An 18,965-nucleotide genomic window follows, 5' to 3' on the forward strand; every position below is an offset into this window, starting at 1 on the left:
CTCCGGAGATTGAGTTTTATCTTCATTTATTTTGGAATTAAATTAATAAGCTAAAATGGGATGATTTTTATTAGTAGCAGAAATAATATAAAAACCGCTTTCGGTAGCATTTTTAAAAATATAAAAACCGTTATAATTTTTATTTATTCGATCAGTTATGTTAGTTAATCGAATTTCAGTTGATTTTTGATGTTTAGAATAAAGCGATATAAAATTTTTCGCTACTATTTGTGCTTTTTCCTCAGAAATATCCTGAGCATAAAAACAATAAGAAGTAAAAATTCCTATAACAATTAAAAAGTGTTTGAATTTGAACATAGTTAGTTTTTTTTTGATAATTTGTTAAATGTTTATATAAAACCGTATACAAATGTTGGATTTGTAAGTATAAACATATATTAAGGATAAAATAGTTTACAGGTTTTATTTTAACAATAAATTTAAAAATATGAGCGAGTAAATAAATAGTAAGAGCTAAATCATAGGCGTGTTTATTTAAATTAATAGTATTCAAATCTACAAAATTTATTATTTATTTATATAATATTTGTTTTTTTTATATTTTTTTTCACAATCAATTGAGATAATAATTTTACAGCATATTATCTTAAAAGTAAAAAAAATATTTTTTAAATATTTAACTTTTATATATCTTGTTTATATCAAAAGACAACAAGAAGGAAAATAAAAACCGAAGACTTAGTTATCTTCGGTTTTATTTTAATTACTATAAAATTTTATTTTTTAATAAATTTAAAATTAGAGTTTTGAATACGTAAGAAATATAAATTCGGTGTTAACTCTGATACATCCAAGGTTATTTCCTTGGCGGGTTTAATTGTAGCAGTTTTAATTAATTTTCCGTTTCTGTCCAGAATAGTTATTAAATAATAGTTATTAATATTAGAATCTAATCCTTTTATAAAAATTGTATTTTCAACTGGATTTGGGTATACTAAAATTGAGGAAGGGATAGCATTACTTTTATTACTATATGGATTATCCTCATTAAAGTCAGTACTGGTAGAAGATGAATTTGTTCTAAAGCTACTTTGATTATAGTCTGAACTATGAGAAGCGGCACAATTGGTTTTTACCCTCCAATAATAATCTGTATTCGCTTTTAATCCTGTTAAGGAGAAAAAGGAGGAGGTAGGCATTGAAGTAGCAGTCGTCCAGTTAGTTGCTGAAGATGTTTTATATTCAACAGTGTAGCTTAGAGCTCCGGCTGTGGTATACCATTTAAAGATAACACTGTTGTCAGAGATATCAGTGGCTAAAAGACCTGTTGGAGTAGTGCAGCTACTCAAAGTAGTAAAATTACTTTGGGTGTATTCAGAACTATTGGAAGTAGGACAGTTGGTTTTCACCCTCCAAATATAGAATGTGTTAGCTCGTAAGCCGGATAGGGTGAAAGAGGTTGAGGAGGTAGAAGCAGTTGCCACTTTCCAATTAGTTTCAGTAGGTAGTTTATATTCAATACGATAGCTTTGAGCTCCGTTTACTACGTACCATTTAAGCGAAACGCTTGAATCAGATATATTAGAAGCGGATAGCCCTGTTGGGGCAGAACAATTATTCAAAGTTGAAAAACTTCCTTGAGCATATCCGGAACTTTCGGAAGCGGAACAGTTAGTTTTTACTCTCCATTGATAAGCTGTATTAGCCTTTAATCCGGATAAGGTAAAATAAGGAGTTGTAGTAGAAGCTGTAGCTAAAGTCCAGCTGGTTGCTGAAGTCTGCTTGTATTCAACAGTGTAGCTTTTTACACCACTTGCTGTATACCATTTAAGATCGGCACTGTTGGCTGAAATATTATATAGGTAAATACCTTCCGGTGTAGAGCAACCAGGTAAAGTAGAAAAACGGCTTTGAGCATATGCGGAACTGCTGGAAGCTGAACAATTGGTTTTTACTCTCCATTGATAAGCTGTACCAGCTTTCAGTCCTGATAAGATAAAAGACGTTGAAGTAGTTGAGGCAGTTGCCACTGTCCAGTTAATGTCTGAAGAAATTTTATATTCCACCGTATAGCCTTTTGCATCACTTATGGCATGCCATCTGAGAACAGCACTGCCAGAGGAAACGTCAAAGGCGGAGATACCTGTTGGGGTAACACAGCTGCTTAAAGTTGTGAAACCAGTTCGGGCATATCCGGAACTACTGTTAGCCGAACAATTACTTTTTACCATCCAATCATAAGCTGTATTAGCTTTTAAGCCGGATAAGGTGAAATAAGTAGAAGTTGTAGAAGCTGTGGCAACCTTCCATGTAGTTTCAGAAGATTGCTTAAACTCTACGGTATAGCTCTGAGCTCCACTCACGGCATACCAGGTAAGATCGGCACTTGTAGAAGAAATTTTAGAGGCCGTAACACCAGCTGGTGTGGAACAACTATTTTTAGTAGTAAACATTCCTTGAGCATATCCTGAATTATTGGAGGCAGAACAATTGGTTTTTACCCTCCAATAGTAAGAAGTATTAGCCTTTAAACCGGATAAGGTGAAATAGGATGCGGTAGTTGAAGTCGTAGCGATCGTCCAGTTAGGTGATGTAGCAGGTCTGTATTCCAATGTATAGCTTTGGGCACCACTCATTGCATACCATCTAAGCACTGCACTGGTAGTGGTGATGTCATAAGCGTAAATACTGGTTGGAGTTGTGCAATTACTAAAAGTAGTAAAACCGTTTTGAACATATCCGGAACTATCGGAAGTAGAACAATTGGTTTTTATTCTCCATTGGTAAGCTGTATTGGCTTTTAGACCGGATAAGGTAAAAGAAGTTGCGGTGGTAGAAGTTGTAGCAACAGACCAGTATGCTTCTGTTGCAAGCTTATATTCTATGGTATAGCTTTTTGCACCGCTCATTGCATTCCATTTAAGGATAGCACTCGAAACAGAGACATTAGAGGTAGAAGTTCCTGTTGGAGTAAGGCAGCTGCTTAAAGTGGTAAAACCACTTTGAACATAGCCTGAACTACTACCGGTTGGACAATTGGTTTTTACTCTACAATGATACATAGTATTTGCTTTTAAACCGGATAAGCTGAATGAGGTAGCTTTAGTAGAAACAGAAACAACGGTCCAGTTAGCAGCCGTTACAAGCTTATATTCTACTGTATAGCTTTGAGCTCCGCTCATTGCATACCATCTGAGTATAGCACTGGTGGAAGAGATATCTGAAATAGTGAAACCAGTTGGAGTAGTGCAGGTAGGTAAAGTGGTAAAAGCATTGAGATCATATCCGGAACTATCGGAAGCCGAACAATTCGTCTTTATTCTCCAATAATATGTTGTATTAGCCGCTAATCCGGATAGAGTGAAAGAGGTAGAAGTAAGAGATGTTGCTGCAACGGTCCATTGGGTTGCCGAAGCAATCTTATATTCTACTGTATAGCTTTTTGCATTATTCATGGCATGCCACCTAAGGACAGCACTTGTAGTCAAAATATTGTAGGTGGAAGCGCCGGTTGGAGTTGGGCAGCTGTTCGAAGTGGTAAAGTAGCCTTCAGTATATCCGGAACTATTGGAGGTTGAACAATTGGTTTTTACTCTCCAGTAGTAAGCAGTATTGGCCTTTAATCCGGTTAAGTTAAAATAAGAAGTTGTTATAGAAGCATTTGCAATTGTCCAGTTAGCAGTAGTACCTGCTTTATATTCAAGAGTATAGCTTTGAGCTCCGCTTACCGAATACCATTTAAGAACAGCACTATTGGATGAGATATTCGCTGCATAAACACCACCTTTTGGGTTAGTACAACTAGATAAAGTAGTAAAACTACTTAGAGCATATCCTGAACTAACGGAAGTAGAACAATTGCTCTTTACCCTCCAATGATAAATCGTGTTGGGTTTTAATCCGGATAAGGTAAAATTGGTGGCGTTAGTAGAAGTAGCAGCAACGGTCCACGTTGAAGCAGTAGCAAGCTTATATTCTAAGGTATAGTTTTGCGCATTGTCTACGACATACCAATTAAAGGTAGCACTGTTGGCGGATAGATCGGAAGCGGAAAGTCCTGTAGGTACAGAACAACTGGACTGAGTGGTGAAATCATTCTGACCATATAGGGAAGTATCAGAGGCGGAACAATTGGCTTTTACTCTCCAAAGATAAACGGTAGTTGGTTTTAAACCGGATAAGGTAAATGAAGAAGCAGAAGTAGCAGCCGTAGCAACTGTCCAGTTGTTAGCTGTAGCAGGCTTATACTCTACTGTATAGCTTTTTGCCCCGTTTACCTCATACCATTTAAGGGTAGCACTATTGGCTAAAATATTGGAAACAGATAGCCCTGTTGGAGAAGTACACGTTGGAGTAAAAGGGGAAATGTTGGTAATTATAGCCTGATTATTTGAAAATCCCCCGGGATTGGTAATCTGATAGTAGCCGTTAGCATAACCTCCCCATCCTAAATTGAAGTGGACAAGATTATTAGCATCATAACCGTCAGCAACAAATGCATGTCCGCTCCCCAAAGAAGAAGTTCCGGTAAAATAAACCGGATATCCTTTTGTTAATTGTTCTTTAATCAGGTTTAGCCATTCGGAGTCACTAGTGTAACGGGACTTATATATAAGACTAATATCAGAGCTATATTTAAAATAATATTTTAAAGCCGAAACAACATTTGAATTACCAGCTATAGAAGCAGTGGGGCCATACATCATATCTATGGAAATTCCGGCATGAAGCATTAAAGTGGAGACTGCATCTACTTGCTGGGTAGATGAAGAAGCTGAGAGTGAATTAGGCATGTTATTCCAGGAATAGTTAGTATTGCCAAAGTTCGCAGTTAAGGTTTTTCCTTTCCAATTATAGCTTTGGTCAGAAATGGTGTAGGTATGACTACCGTTTCCTTTAGCCGGATAATTCCAGAATTTCATAATTTGAGCCATGGCAGTAGCTACACATCCGGTCAGAGATGATTTTCCTTCATACGTAACCGGAGTAAGTTTATTGTAGTAGGTTGACTGGCTCCAGTTAGTTTTTATTAGTGGTGAAACACTGGAAGCAAAAGTTACTTTAGAATTTTGAGAAGGAGGAAGGTTGCTTGCCGAAAGTAAAGCTTCCCATTCATCAAAAATTTTTGTATCTTCTTCAGAGCTGATTTTGCTTGATTTATTTTTACTTAAATATGCATTGCATTCCTGATATCCGCTAAGTAAATACAAAAACTCAGGAGATTGAATTTTATTTTCATCTATATTAGAATCAAATGAATAAGCTAAAATAGGATGGTTTTTACGGGTAGCGGAAATGATATAGAAACCGTTTACGGTAGCGTTTTTGAACACATAAAAACCGTTGTAATTATTATTTATTCGATTAGTTATGTTGATTAATTGAATTTCAGATGATTTTTGATTTTTAGAATAAAGCGATATAAAATTTTTCGCTACTATTTGGGCTTTTTCCTCAGAAATATCCTGAGCTTTAAAAAAGCAGGAAGTAAGAATTCCTATAACAATTAAAAAATGCTTGAATTTGAACATAGTTAGTTTTTTGATTAATTACAAAATATTTAAATGAATCCGTGTCCTTAAGATTGAATTAAAAACATATCAATCAACAGGTCAGCATAAATTGGTTTAAGATTACTTAAAATAAAATAGTAAAGAGAGTGTGGGGAATAGAAAGTAAAGGTTATTTCATAGGCATATACGTTAGAATTACTAGTATTCAAATATACAGAATTCATTTTTTATTTATATAAAATATATATTTTTTATATTCTTTTAAATAGTTAATTTAAATAATTATTTTAATAGTATGATAATAAATGATTGTGAAATAAATACTATTTAAATGTTGTTTATTTTCGTTTAATAGTTAATGAAAAATAAAACCGAAGAAAACCAATCCTTCGGTTTTATTTTAGATACTCCCTAAGAAGTTATTTTTTGAAAAATTTAAAATTATAATCTTGAATACGTAAAAAATATAAATTTGAAGGTAATTCGGATACATCTAAGGTGATTTCACTACCGGACTTAACGGTTGCGGTTTTAACCACTCTTCCATTTCTGTCCGTAATAGTTATTACTTCCACTTCGTTGGAACTATACTTAATATCTTTTATAAAAAGTGTGTTCTCTACCGGATTTGGGTACAGAGAAGGACTTATAAAAGTATTCTCAGGATTAGGATTTGCTAACTCTGATTCAGCATTTGAAGCATTCGTACTTGAAACATTGATTCTTAAATTATAACATTTTGATAAGTCAAAATTTCCTGCATGCCCATACACTAATATATAGTAGGTGCCCGGTGCTAAGTTATTCATGGCAATTGTTTCGTTGGTAGTACCACTGAATGTACTGCTGCCAATTTGAGTTTTCGAACTGTTATAAAGTTTTAAATCATAATCTTTAGGTAAATTTTGTAATGTAATATTGATATTAGATTTTGAACCTAAAATAAATTTATAGTAATCTTTATCCGTTGCGCTGCCAATACCTGCGGAATAGGTCGTATTTGTACGTAAAGCCACTGCGGTTGCAAAAGATTCGTTAGGTTCGTAATTATTGATACATGATGAAGTTACAGGGGTAGTGCTTACTTTTAAATGATAACATTGAGACAAATCAAAATTTCCATTATAACCGTAAACAAGTACATAATAAGTACCTGCCGGGAGGTTGTTTAAAGTGATGGATTCACTGGATGTGCCGCTCTTGGTACTGCTGCCTATTTGAATAAATGAGCTGTTATAAATTTTTAAATCATAATCTTTAGGAAGATTAGCCAAAGTGGCAACGATATTTGAAACAGCGCTGATTGTAAATTTGTAATAGTCTTTATCGGTAGCACTTCCTATTCCCGCATAATAATTGGTGTTAGTATTTATAGGAGCAGCAGTGGTAAATGATTCATTGGGCTCATAATTCTGAATACAGGAAACAACTGTCAAAGTTTTAAAGTTAGATTGGCTATAATTGGAACTTGACCCGGACGAACAATTAGCTTTAATCCGCCAGTCATACGAAGTATCAGATTGCAAGCCTGTTAAAGTGTAGGAATTGTCATTAGTTAAGGCAACGGACCATGAAGCAGAGGAAGCTTTTTTATATTCTACAGTATAATTTCCGGCTCCTGCAATTGCATTCCATTTTAGGATAGTACCTGAAGAAGTGGTTCTTTCAGCTTTCAAACCTGTGGGAGCCGAGCAATTGCTTTTTATAATTCCAGTAACAATAAGAGAGTAATTTTGTTTTCCTCCGGATAAATTATTTTTATGTTTGATGGAAATCGTATAACTCCCTGACGCGCCGGGTATATCAATTCTTTCAAAAGGATCTACTTTGTTATCCCCCTTACTACTGGTAGTTGCTGAGGTAAGTAGATAAGGATAGTAAGTGGTTCCGTTTTTTGTAATTCTTATATCAAGATCATTAACTAACACAGCGGTTGATAAGTTTATTGTACCACTATTTACAACATTACCTGCCGGATCTGTCCAGGAAATGGAAGCAATTAAAGGATTGATGCCATCTGAATTTACGGTTATGCTGTATGAAGAACCGCTGGTTAGGATATTTTCTTCAATGAGGGAATTGCTGTTTTTTTTAGAGATCGTCTCAGCGGCAAATTTAGCATTCAGCAGCCCCCATCCAAATTTAGCGTCCGGGCCAGGCGTTCCTGCGTCATCTGCTGTATGTAGCGCGAGTCCTTTCAGGGTAGCAGCTTTCATAAGGGTTCCATATAAATTTTTGTAGTGCTGCTGAAGTAATATAAGCGTACCTGTAACATTAGGAGATGCCATGGAAGTTCCGGTATAGGTAGCATAACTTACATCGCTTGAAGCAACGGAAGAATAAATTTCAGTACCATTTCCGGCAATATCAGGTTTTATACGTAAATCATCCGTAGGTCCCTGACTACTGGAACCATTGATGCTTGCTTGTGCTAATTTTCCATTCGCATCAATAACAATATTTTCTGCGTTGGCAACGACAAGGTTATTTTTAGAAGTTTTAAAACCGGATAGTTTATCATACCCTGTAGCCAGAGGATTAGGATTGGTAGCATATCCGTCGTTACCGGCTGAACATACCATAAGATAAAAAGGGGCGTTAAACATGATTTCATCCCAGCTTTTTGATTCATTTGAGTAGGCTCCAAACATCCAGGGAGTAATAGACGAAAACCGGAAACCATACGAATGATTGGATAGGGTCATACCGTTTGTGGCAGCAGTAGCAGCCTTTGAAGCATCCGAGTTCCAGTTGTTGCTTATCACTTTTGCCTGAGAAGCCATTCCTTTGGCTTTAGGATCTTTTCCGGAAGCAATCATAGTTCCGGCCACATGGGTGGCATGGTTGCTCATTCCCGTGGAACCATCTCCTATGGAAACTCGTCCTTTTAATTCCTGATGTGTAGATCTCACTGCATTTTCATCCCAAATGTAGGCAGTCATATTCTGACCGTCTAAATTTAGTCGTAAACCTCCTCCTGAATTTAAGTAATTGGCTCTTGTTGATTTCGCGGCTTTGATATTTTCCGTTATATAATATATAGGACGCATATCTGCAGTTACACCAATTAATTCCGACACATTTCCGTCTTCATGATAAATTTTTTCCTGAAGCTTTCGGGTTTTCATTAATTGTAAAGCTCTTTCTTTATTAGCTTTTGCCTCCACATCAAACAGCTTGGATATTGCTTCCAAATGATTGGTATTGCTTTCTTTTTGAATGACTGCAATATCTTCCTTAGTTTGTGAAATAATTGATAAGGGAAGAAAACTAAGATATAAACATATCAGGTGTAATTTTCTCATAAAATTTTTTTTGTAGGGTTAATTTTTTGTTTTTTAATGAATACAAGTTATAGGTCTAATCTATGACAAGAGAGGGTTCGTAGACGATAGATAGAGTAGTTAATGGGCTTAAATGTAAGAAGATAATTTAGTGTATCTTATTTTTAGTGTTTATATAAATTTGAAAAATTTATATTTGAAAATGAGTACTTTTAATTCATAGGCTATTAGGATTAATTATTTAAACCAAATATAAGATAAAATTTAATTCTTTGCAACATAAAAGTATAATTAAGTTATTATTTATTTTAAAAACTATGTCAAGTGTTTGCTTTTTTTATTTTATTATTATTTTATATTAATTTTTTATTTGTTTTAAGGGTGAGATTTAAATAGGAAATGATATAAGTAAAGTCAATGATTTCGTTTCTTGATAGTGTAAATTTTACTATCTGATTGATTGCGTAGTTGTATTGCGCATTTTTATTTTAGTTTTGCATGGTAAAATAAATAAATCATGATTCTAAAGATAAAGAGTGCTAATAAGTATTTATTAGATATATTACATAAAAATCCTGAAACCGATGCCGGGTTATATTTTAAACCACTTAAAAAAGGTATTATAGTAGGGAATATAGTGAGTAGTTATGAATATGAAGTAATCTTTCAGGATACCAAATACAGCTATTTACCTGAAGATTCCAATCAGATAGATTTTCAGAGTTACTGCAATCCTTTAGTAATATTACACATATCTAATGAATTGTTTAATCATATACTCAAAGAAAAATCAGAATATGTTCAAAAAGAAATTTCCTGGTTAGGAATTACACAAGGAGAAGCAGATACGCAAGAATGTACTATTGAAATTCCCTCATTTTTTATACATTCCAACTGGTATAGAGACGAAGAATTTCTGTTAAGCAAATACTTTGAAGGAATTAAGTTAACACAGGTACAGGGTAAAGTATTTAATCTTAAAATTAAAGGTAAATCTATATTTGAAGCAATAAATCTTTTAAACCTGGTAGCGCTTTTAGCTCATATAACTAATGATTACGGCTTATTTACCTTTATTGATGATCAGTTTGCACAAAAATATGCACGAATTTTAACGAATATTGACCATGTGCCGTACTTTGTGTTTTATTTATTTATAAAAAGGGCAACCAAATCAGAGAAGCAGTTTAAAAATATAAAACCGGTTTTTGAAGAATATTTAAGAAAATACGGGATGGAAGCAGAACTAAGCTGGTTGGGAACACATGCTGACAGAGTTCGGTTTATAACGGATAAGCTTGAGTTGGACCGGCCAATTGTGGATATAGGCTGTGGTGAGTTTATTTATTATAAAAAAATGATGAATAAAGGATTTAGATCCCATTATATAGCTGTGGATGAAAATGAAAATTTTGCAAGTATGGCAGAATATCTTCCCCAGCGTTATCAAGCAGAAAACCTTGAATTTTATACGCGTTTAGAACAAGTTCGAACCGATGAATGCGTGAATGTGATTATGACTGAAGTCATTGAACATAATACTTTAGAAGAAGCAAAAAAATTAATTAAACAAGCATTACAGTTTAATATAAACAAAATGATTATAACTACTCCGAATTCAGATTTTAATGTTTACTATTCAGAAAGTTTGGATAAAAGACATGAGGATCATGATTTTGAACTCAGTGAAAAAGAATTTAAAGAGTTGATAGAAGAATGTGCAAGTTCAATTCCTGGTATTATAACAAAATATAGCGGAATAGGAGACTCTATAAACGGAATACAACCCACACAAGCAGTAATAATTCAAAAACAATAGAAAAATGCAGCAAAACAGTGAATTAAGGAAATTAAAAAGCAGAATCGATTGGTTTTGTAAAAGTAAAGTAAATGCATTTTCTCCAACTATTTCTCCAGCACCCAAATCAGCTGAAAGAAAAGAAATTGAAAGTATTTATGAAGCCGTATATTATTTTTTACGAAATGGTGTCTCACAACTGGTGGTTCAGAGAAAATATATGGGTTCCTATTGTGATATATATTTACATAAAAATATAGAGGACACCTATTTTGTGAGTCGCAATGGATTCAGAATAGAGCATATAAGCAAGGAAGACGCGCTAAATGCCTGTAAAGAGATATATAAAAAGCTCGATTGGAGTACTATGGAGCTTGCAATTATACAATCTGAACTCATGCCTTGGAGTACTTTAGGTAAAGGTTTAATTGAAAATGAGTTTAGAGGCTATCTAACCGTGCATAAAAATCATTTCAATGAATTAAAAAATTCAGAATTATATCATAAAATTGAACAGGTTAAAAAGTCTGAAGAATATAAAAATTTCATAAGCTTTACATCCAGCCATTCCGAGAAAGAAGTAGCTAAAAAGTATCCTGCTCATATAATACGTCAATACGCATCGGTAGAAAATTTTACAATAAAAAATCTTGAAGCTTATAAACAGGGAATTGACATTTATGAAGAACAGATTGCTCACTTTGGAAAAACCGAAAAAATGTTTTTTAAACCCTTTAACATTCTTAAAAAAGTATATGAGGACGGAACGGAAATCTTGGTAAATGACAATCTGAGCTATCAGGAAGTAAACGACGACGGGTTATTATATCTGGAAGAAATTAATGAAAAGAATGTAGACATTATCATTGAAGAAATTTATGCATGGTATAAAACATTAAATGCGGAAAACGAAGAAGGAATTGTAATTAAACCACGGAAAGCATTTATTAAAAATATTCCCCCCGCATTTAAAATAAGGAATGATCAATACCTTACCATGATATATGGAGTTAACTTTTTAGAAGATTATGACTATTACTTGAGAAAAAGAAAAATAGAAAGAAAGTTACAATGCTCTATCAACGATTGGATGATTAACTGGGAATTACTTAAAGTGCCTTATGCTGAAATTAAGTCCGATAATTATTATCTTAAAAATTTAGTATATGATCGTATTATGGGGGAAAAAGCAGAAATAAATTTAGATAGAAGGTTGTGATAAACAAATTGTGTATTAATTAAAATAAATGAGACTGATTTAAAATGAAAAAAAACATACAGATATTACTCTTGATAGGGCCACCCGGAAGCGGAAAATCGACATTTGCCAAATATTTTTTGAGAACAGAAGAAAATTGGATGAGAGTTTGTCGGGATGACTTTAGGTATATGAACTTTTCCCAGGAAAATCTTTCAGGAGAAAAAGAACATTTGATAACAAAATTGGTAGATGCTTCCATACAGGAATTAATTAAAAGAAAGACTAATGTGCTTATAGATGCTACCCATTGTAAAAAAGAGTATATTACCGAATACATTAAGAAATTTAACTCATATGCAGACATATCTTTTAAACTTTTTGACCTTAGCCTTGAAGAACTCCGTAAAAGATGTATAAACAGAGAAGAACAAACCGGAAAACATATCCCGGTTAGAGTTTTAGAACGAATGTTTGAACAGTTTCAGAATTTAAAACAAAATTATGATTTTTCTACAAGACCAAAAATATTAACTCAACCGGCAAATGCAGATAAGGTTCAGGATATGAATCTGCCTAAAGCTTTAATTTGTGATCTAGACGGGACATTAGCACTGATGAAGGGAAGGAATCCTTTCGATGCAGGAAAATCTAATGAAGATGAATTAAATTTACCAGTAGGAAATGTCCTTAAAAATTATTTTAAATTAGGATATAAAATATTATTGGTTTCCGGGAGAGAAGAAAAGCATAAAGGACCTACGTTAGAATTTCTTGAAAAATATGAAATTCCATACGATAATTTATGGATGAGAAAATCTGACGATTACAGAAAAGATTCAATAGTGAAAACGGAAATTTATAAAGAATATATTGAAAATCAATATTACATTGAATTTATATTAGACGACAGAAATCAAGTCGTTGATATGTGGAGAAAAGAGTTGAAGCTATCTTGTTTTCAGGTAAATTATGGTGATTTTTAAAGTGGTTTTATAAGTATTTTAATCACGTAACATCTGGTTCGTAAGCTAAAACAAAGTAAGTTCTAAAAAAATACGAAATGAAATAGTACAATTATAAAAGCGTATTAAACAACTAAATAAATGTAAATTTTAATTTAAATATTAATGAAAATATTTTTACTTAAAGTGAAGGTATTAAAACTTCCGGCATATATAATTTTATGATAGCCTGAAAAAACGTAAATTTGAGGCTGTATTTTTTTTAAATATGAATTCACTTTTTCGGTTGGATATTTTAAAAAAGGATGAAATATTATTAGTCATAGCAATAATTTTTGTCCTTTTAATAGTTGCTTCACTATTATTTTTTATAATAGGACTGATAAAACCTACGCCCATATTAAAAGAGTTAAAGTCAAGAACCAATTCATGGTGGATTATCGTTTTTATATTTATAATTGTTATCTTTTTAGATAAAAGAATTTCCTTTGTAGGAATTGCTTTTCTTTCTTTTTTATCTTTCCGTGAATTATATTCAATACTGGATTTCAGAGATTCTGACCGAAGAGCTGTTTTTTGGTCATTTTTAGCAATACCCATCAATTATTATCTGGCATATGCAGGTTGGTATAGTGCATTTATAGTATTTATACCTGTATGGATGTTTTTATTTTTACCTGTAAGGCTTATCATCAAAGGTGATACTAAAGGTATTGTTAAGTCTATGGCTTCATTACAATGGATTACTGTTTTATCCATATTTTGCCTCAGCCATACTGCATTTCTATTATCCTTACCAGAAATTCATGGTTTTTTGAACGGAGGCAGAGGTCTTCTTTTATTTTTAGTATTTATGACAGAAATAAATGATATTTCGCAGTATGTGTGGGGCAAGATACTGGGAGAACATAAAATAATACCCACAATCAGCGAAAATAAAACCTGGGAAGGCTTAATAGGAGGAATTATAAGTACAACAATTATTGGATATTTTTTAGGATTTCTGACTCCTTTGTCATTGTGGCCCTTGCTATTGGTAAGCTTTATGATTTCGGTATCTGGTTTTTTTGGATCGTTGGTTATAACTGCTATAAAAAAAGATATTGGAATATTAGAAGAGAATAATGCTGTTTCCGGACAGAAAAGTATACTGGATAGAGTAGATTCTTTATTTTATACAGCACCCGTATTTTTTCATCTGGTATATTATTTTGCATATTAAGAATGAGAAAGCTTATACTGATTTTTGTATATACCATTTGTATTAAAAATTTTCTCAAGTGGGTAATAGGAGTCAAATTTGATTCATCATCTTTTCTTTTAAAAGAAAAGAGCTTTATAATAGTGGCTAATCACAACAGTCATCTGGATGCACTTTCCATTATGGCTTCTTTACCGCCTTCACTTATAGACAAAGTTAAACCTGTTGCAGCAAAAGATTATTTTGGTAAAACAAGGTTGCAAGAAAAATTAAGTAATTATTTCGTTAACACCCTCTTAATAGATAGAAAAAAAGTTTTATTAAATAATAATTCTCAAGGTGACCCTATACATTTAATGGATAATGCTTTAAAAGAAGGATATTCGCTTATAATATTTCCTGAAGGAAGCAGAGGGAATCCAGATGTTTCTCAGCCACTTAAGAAAGGTGTGGCATACGTATTGCTATCAAATAAGCAGGTCAATTATATTCCGGTTTATCTTGAAGGATTAGGAAAAGCTTTACCCAAGGGGGATCATTTAATTTTACCTCATAAAGCTTCGCTTACCTTCGGAACTCCTAAAATGATTAGTTCAGATGATCCTCAGGAAATAGTAGATCAGATTCAAAGAGAAATTTTTGAATTAAAAGAAAAATGAAAATGATGGTGTAAATTATTCTGATTAATTCGGGTGAAAAATTATCATTTCATTTTTGCAAATTCACATTAACAGTAGTTTAACTTAAGTAGAAAATTATTATTATCAGCTAAAATCAGCAGATACGCTATGATTATAAGTTTTTTTAAATAAATTTTCCGAATCTAATGAGTTTACTGTATTTAGGAATTAAATTTTGTTTTTGTATAATTTGAAATAATAATGGTTGAAGAAATTTAGCGATGAATTAAAATCATTTACAATGAATAAATCCGAGCCCGATTGGTCTATTTCCGAAAACCATTTTGCAACAGCAGATGGGGTCTCTATATATTACAGACATTGGCAGCCTAATCAGGTTAATCAATATGTTCGTACTATTGTTATATTGCATCGAGGACATGAGCATTCTGGCAGGGTAGCTCATATAGTTGAGGAATTAGGATTTAAAGATACTTCATTTTTTGCCTGGGATGCACGTGGAAACGGAAAGTCGGAAGGAGAGAGAGGATATAGTCCTGATTTTGCAACTCTTGTCAATGATTTGGAATTATTTATAAGACATATATCTGAAAAGTACCAGATACCTATAAGCAGTATTATAATTATTGCACAAAGTTTAGGTGCAGTAATAGCAACAACCTGGGTTCATGATTATGCTCCAAAAATTAAAGCTTTAATTTTAACTTCACCAGCATTTAAATTACATTTAAGATATCCCGGTGCTCTAATTGCTGTTAAAATATGGCAAAAAATTAAAGGCAATTTTTATTTAAAATCATATATCAAAGGTAAAGAACTTTCCCATGATTTAAACAGGGCTACTTCTTATCATAATGATCCCTTAGTATCCTTGCAGATATCGTCTAATTTGTTAATTGGTATATTTGATACATCTGCTCGAATTGTATCTGATGCACAAGCAATACAAGTACCTACATTGTTGCTCATTTCTGAAGAGGATAAAATAGTTCATAAAAAAGTTCAAGAAGAATTTTATCTCGCATTAGGTTCTTCCATTAAAGAAAAACATAATTTCAGTGGCTTTTTTCACGATACATTAGGAGAAAAAGAAAGATACAAAGCATTTAAAGCGATTAAAAATTTTATTGAAAAAGTAGAGTTTATTTATGTTCCGATAAATTTAAAAAATTCAGATCAAAAGGGGGTAACGTATGATGAATACGTTCAATCAATTCTTCCTATCCCTTTTTATAGTATAAAAAATATTTATTATTTTTTCTTAAAGTCATACATAAAGTTGGTTGGAAAAAGAATTTCCAAAGGCTTGAAATTAAGTCACCAATTCGGTTTAAATTCTCCTATTTCTTTAGATTACATATATAATAATCAACCAGAGGCTATAGGGGTTATGAAAAATGTAGGTATAGGTAAATATTTAGATAAAAAATATTTAGATCGGCTAATATGGAAAGGATTGAGAATTAGGAAAAGTAACTTGGAAAATCTTGTAGGTAAATACGTTAAAAAATTAAATAAATCTGAAGTTTCCGTAAGTATTTTAGATGTAGCTACCGGGCACGGAGGGTGCATACTGAATATCGTTGACCTGTATAAAGATAAAATTGACAGTATCCTGTTATGTGATGTAAATGAATCGAATGTTAGAGCAGGAGAAAAATGTATCAAACAAAATAAATTACAAAATAAAGCTCAATTTTTAAAATCTGATTTTTTTAGCGAATCTATTTTTTCAAATATTAAATTCCTACCCACTTTAAGCATTATTTCAGGTTTTTGTGAATTGTTCCCTGATAATAATAAATTAAATCACTCTTTAGAGCTTCTTACCGGAATTATACCTAAGGGAGGTTACTTAATCTATACTAATCAATCCGGTCATACGCATAATGAAATATTAAACAGAATATTGAATAAAAGTTCTTTAAAAAACAAAACTCCTCAAATTATAAGAAGAAGAATACAAGCAGAAATGGATCAGCTAATTGAAAATTTTGGTTTTGAAAAAGTAGAACAGCTTATTGATCCCTGGGGTATTTATACTGTTTCTGTGGCTAAAAAATTTAAATAGTTATCTTCAAGTTTTCTTATTTGTAAAATTTATGTTTTATATAATCATAATTTAATTTTATAAAACCTGTTGTTTTATAAACATTAAAAAAAATACTATTATTACATTCTTTATATAAGCTGTATTTTTTATCTATTTCAAATTCATGAATATTTTAGTTATAAATCTGTACTTAGTCTATGAAATTATTGTCTTTTCCAATTTGAAAAAGATAGCAATAAAATAAAGCCACTATAAATTAAATATCTGTACTGAACAAAAAGAAAATTCGTAAATTAAAATTTAATTATATATTACGTATGTTAATGTATATTGTGTTTATATGGAAATTTATTTATTTTTTTAGCTTTAATTAATGAAATTTTCAAAAAATTAACGTTTTTTTTATTTTAAATATGTATAGCTTATTGTTTTTAAGATTATTGAATAAATGATAAATTAAAATATAAAATACTTATTTTCTAATGTTATTTTAAAATTGATTGTGAAAAACTAACTTATTAGAAATAAGTTTTTACCTAAATAAGGATTATTAGATATGAAAAGGTTTAATATGAAGGATTTTTTATAAAAAAGTTTAAATATATTTATATAAAAAGATAAAAAAATAACTATATTTATACTTAAAAAATAATGATGGAAATTTTGTTGTAACATTTTTTGTTTAAAAAGTTAATGAGGAAGCATGAAAAAGAAAATATGTTAAAAAATATAGGATATGTATTATGTTATTAAAGATGATTCTGAGACAGGAAAAAGGCTCAAAGAATTGTTGGAAAAAAGAAAGGAAGTTTATAATCAAATTAAAAAGTTGTCAGAAAAATATGGATTCAAAAGATGGATACCTGATTACAATTGCTCAACAGAGATATCAGCTGTCTGGTTTGATACCAATCCTAATCCAAAAGTTTGGAAAAAGTATAGAAACGGATATTACCCGAAGGCTAATACAATTGATGGAAGAAATATTATTTCTGAATTTAAAGGTATTTCGGTAGTAGATTTTAGAGATTTTAACGACTATATCGGATACGATGAAAATGAATGTTTTTATGCCGGTTTTGGATTAACTGATGGGTATGTAGGGCTAGATACTGGAGAACTGGATGTGAAAATGCCTAAGGATTGCCAGGAAGTAAGCTATTCTGAATATATTAATGTTTTTAAGACTAAAGTCTACGAAAAGCAATAGGCAACTTTCAGATATAATTAATCAGTTGATGTAATTAATACTTGATTTTATATTTCCGTTTTTAATGATTTTGATTATTAGCGGCAAGGTTTTTACATATAATTAAAGCCCTACTTAGAGGGCTTTAAAACTAATTAATCAATTGTTTGGAATTATTAACAATTAAGTTCTGATTTGAAGAATATAAATATACTCTCTATTAGTTAAAAATTATTGAGGAAAACCGTAAAAAGGTTTCCTAAAATAAAAAAGGTGATTTATCAATTGATAAATCACCTTTTTTGTTAGGGTGGCCAATGGGTCTCGAACCCACGACCTTCGGAACCACAATCCGACGCTCTAACCAACTGAGCTATGGCCACCGTTTTGGGAATGCAAATATATAAATAGATTTCTTAATATCAAATAAAATTTTCAAAATCTTTTAATCCAATCCATTTTTGAGTAGTAAAACCTTCTCCTGAATCAGTTCCGATAAGTCTTCCCAGATTTTCTGCCCTGTAAATAATACTTTTCTTAAAATTAGAAGAAGTTATAGGTGTAGTGGGTTCTTTGGAGTCTGGATCATAAAACTGGGTCTTATAAGCCATACAAGCTTCTACTTTCTGATTTAAAAATTCAGAAATATCTATAATAAAGTCTGGCTTAGCTTCATTCCATTGTATGTAATTAAAAACATACTTAGGTCTCCATACTGGTTGAGGCTTATCATCATAAAATGTTTCTACTTTGACTAGACCTGATAAGAAACAGGCATCATAAACTAATTTAGAAGCCTTGCCATGATCTGGGTGTCTGTCATCAACAGCATTAGCTAAAACATATTCAGGTTGATATTTCCGTATTATTTTTATAACCTCCAATTGGTTTGTTTCATTATTTAGAAAAAAACCATCTCTCATGTTTAAATTCTTTCTAACTGAAACTCCTAAAATTTTAGAAGCTTCGCTGGCTTCGTATTTACGGGTTTCAGCAGTTCCACGGGTACCAAGTTCTCCTTGAGTTAAGTCTATAATTCCTACTTTTTTATCAAAAGAAATCATCTTGGCTAATGTTCCGCCACAGCCAAGCTCTACATCATCAGGATGAGCTCCTATAGCTAAAATATCTAATTTCATTTTATCGGTTTTTATATAGTTAC

At 32.0% G+C, this 18,965-nt stretch carries 11 protein-coding genes and 1 tRNA gene; 7 read left to right on the forward strand and 5 right to left on the reverse strand.

Going from position 1 to position 18,965, the window contains the following annotated elements; genetic code table 11:
- Positions 1 to 42 precede the first annotated feature (42 nt).
- The 3 genes from EQ921_RS10975 to EQ921_RS10985 form a co-directional block, all read right to left on the reverse strand.
- Entirely contained in the window at positions 43 to 318 is a 276-nt protein-coding gene (locus EQ921_RS10975) for a Spi family protease inhibitor (protein ID WP_128331689.1), read from the reverse strand.
- 419 nt (positions 319 to 737) lie between these two features.
- Positions 738 to 5,492, reverse strand: coding sequence for a fibronectin type III domain-containing protein (locus tag EQ921_RS10980; protein WP_128331690.1), 4,755 nt, complete (start codon positions 5,490 to 5,492; stop codon positions 738 to 740).
- A gap of 401 nt (positions 5,493 to 5,893) precedes the next feature.
- Complete coding sequence (locus EQ921_RS10985) at positions 5,894 to 8,779, reverse strand: S8 family serine peptidase (RefSeq protein ID WP_128331691.1); 2,886 nt, start codon at positions 8,777 to 8,779, stop codon at positions 5,894 to 5,896.
- Positions 8,780 to 9,275: 496 nt separating this feature from the next.
- Between EQ921_RS10985 and EQ921_RS10990 the strand changes: the two genes are divergently transcribed.
- The 7 genes from EQ921_RS10990 (at position 9,276) to EQ921_RS11020 (ending at position 17,824) form a co-directional block, all read left to right on the forward strand.
- Complete coding sequence (locus EQ921_RS10990; RefSeq protein WP_128331692.1) at positions 9,276 to 10,577, forward strand: hypothetical protein; 1,302 nt, start codon at positions 9,276 to 9,278, stop codon at positions 10,575 to 10,577.
- Positions 10,578 to 10,581: 4 nt separating this feature from the next.
- Entirely contained in the window at positions 10,582 to 11,775 is a 1,194-nt protein-coding gene (locus EQ921_RS10995; RefSeq protein WP_128331693.1) for a hypothetical protein, read from the forward strand.
- A 44-nt stretch (positions 11,776 to 11,819) separates the two neighbouring features.
- Positions 11,820 to 12,740 carry an AAA family ATPase gene (locus tag EQ921_RS11000; protein ID WP_128331694.1) on the forward strand — a complete coding sequence of 307 codons (921 nt, stop codon included), beginning with the start codon at positions 11,820 to 11,822 and terminating at the stop codon, positions 12,738 to 12,740.
- Between the two features lie 247 nt (positions 12,741 to 12,987).
- Positions 12,988 to 13,941 carry a phosphatidate cytidylyltransferase gene (locus EQ921_RS11005; protein ID WP_128151717.1) on the forward strand — a complete coding sequence of 318 codons (954 nt, stop codon included), beginning with the start codon at positions 12,988 to 12,990 and terminating at the stop codon, positions 13,939 to 13,941.
- Positions 13,942 to 13,943: 2 nt separating this feature from the next.
- Complete coding sequence (locus EQ921_RS11010) at positions 13,944 to 14,579, forward strand: lysophospholipid acyltransferase family protein (RefSeq protein WP_128151718.1); 636 nt, start codon at positions 13,944 to 13,946, stop codon at positions 14,577 to 14,579.
- A 262-nt stretch (positions 14,580 to 14,841) separates the two neighbouring features.
- Positions 14,842 to 16,632 carry a bifunctional alpha/beta hydrolase/class I SAM-dependent methyltransferase gene (locus EQ921_RS11015; RefSeq protein ID WP_128331695.1) on the forward strand — a complete coding sequence of 597 codons (1,791 nt, stop codon included), beginning with the start codon at positions 14,842 to 14,844 and terminating at the stop codon, positions 16,630 to 16,632.
- Between the two features lie 718 nt (positions 16,633 to 17,350).
- Positions 17,351 to 17,824: a hypothetical protein gene (locus tag EQ921_RS11020; RefSeq protein WP_128151722.1), complete on the forward strand. Its 474-nt coding sequence runs from the start codon at positions 17,351 to 17,353 to the stop codon at positions 17,822 to 17,824.
- Positions 17,825 to 18,112: 288 nt separating this feature from the next.
- Here the strand turns inward: EQ921_RS11020 and EQ921_RS11025 are convergent.
- Positions 18,113 to 18,186 (reverse strand) — tRNA-His (locus EQ921_RS11025).
- Positions 18,187 to 18,225: 39 nt separating this feature from the next.
- Positions 18,226 to 18,942, reverse strand: a complete 717-nt coding sequence (bshB1, locus tag EQ921_RS11030; RefSeq protein WP_128151724.1) for a bacillithiol biosynthesis deacetylase BshB1 — start codon at positions 18,940 to 18,942, stop codon at positions 18,226 to 18,228.
- Positions 18,943 to 18,965 lie beyond the last annotated feature (23 nt).

The sequence above is a fragment of the Apibacter sp. HY039 genome (genome assembly GCF_004023655.1).
Taxonomy (GTDB): Bacteria; Bacteroidota; Bacteroidia; order Flavobacteriales; family Weeksellaceae; genus Apibacter; species Apibacter raozihei.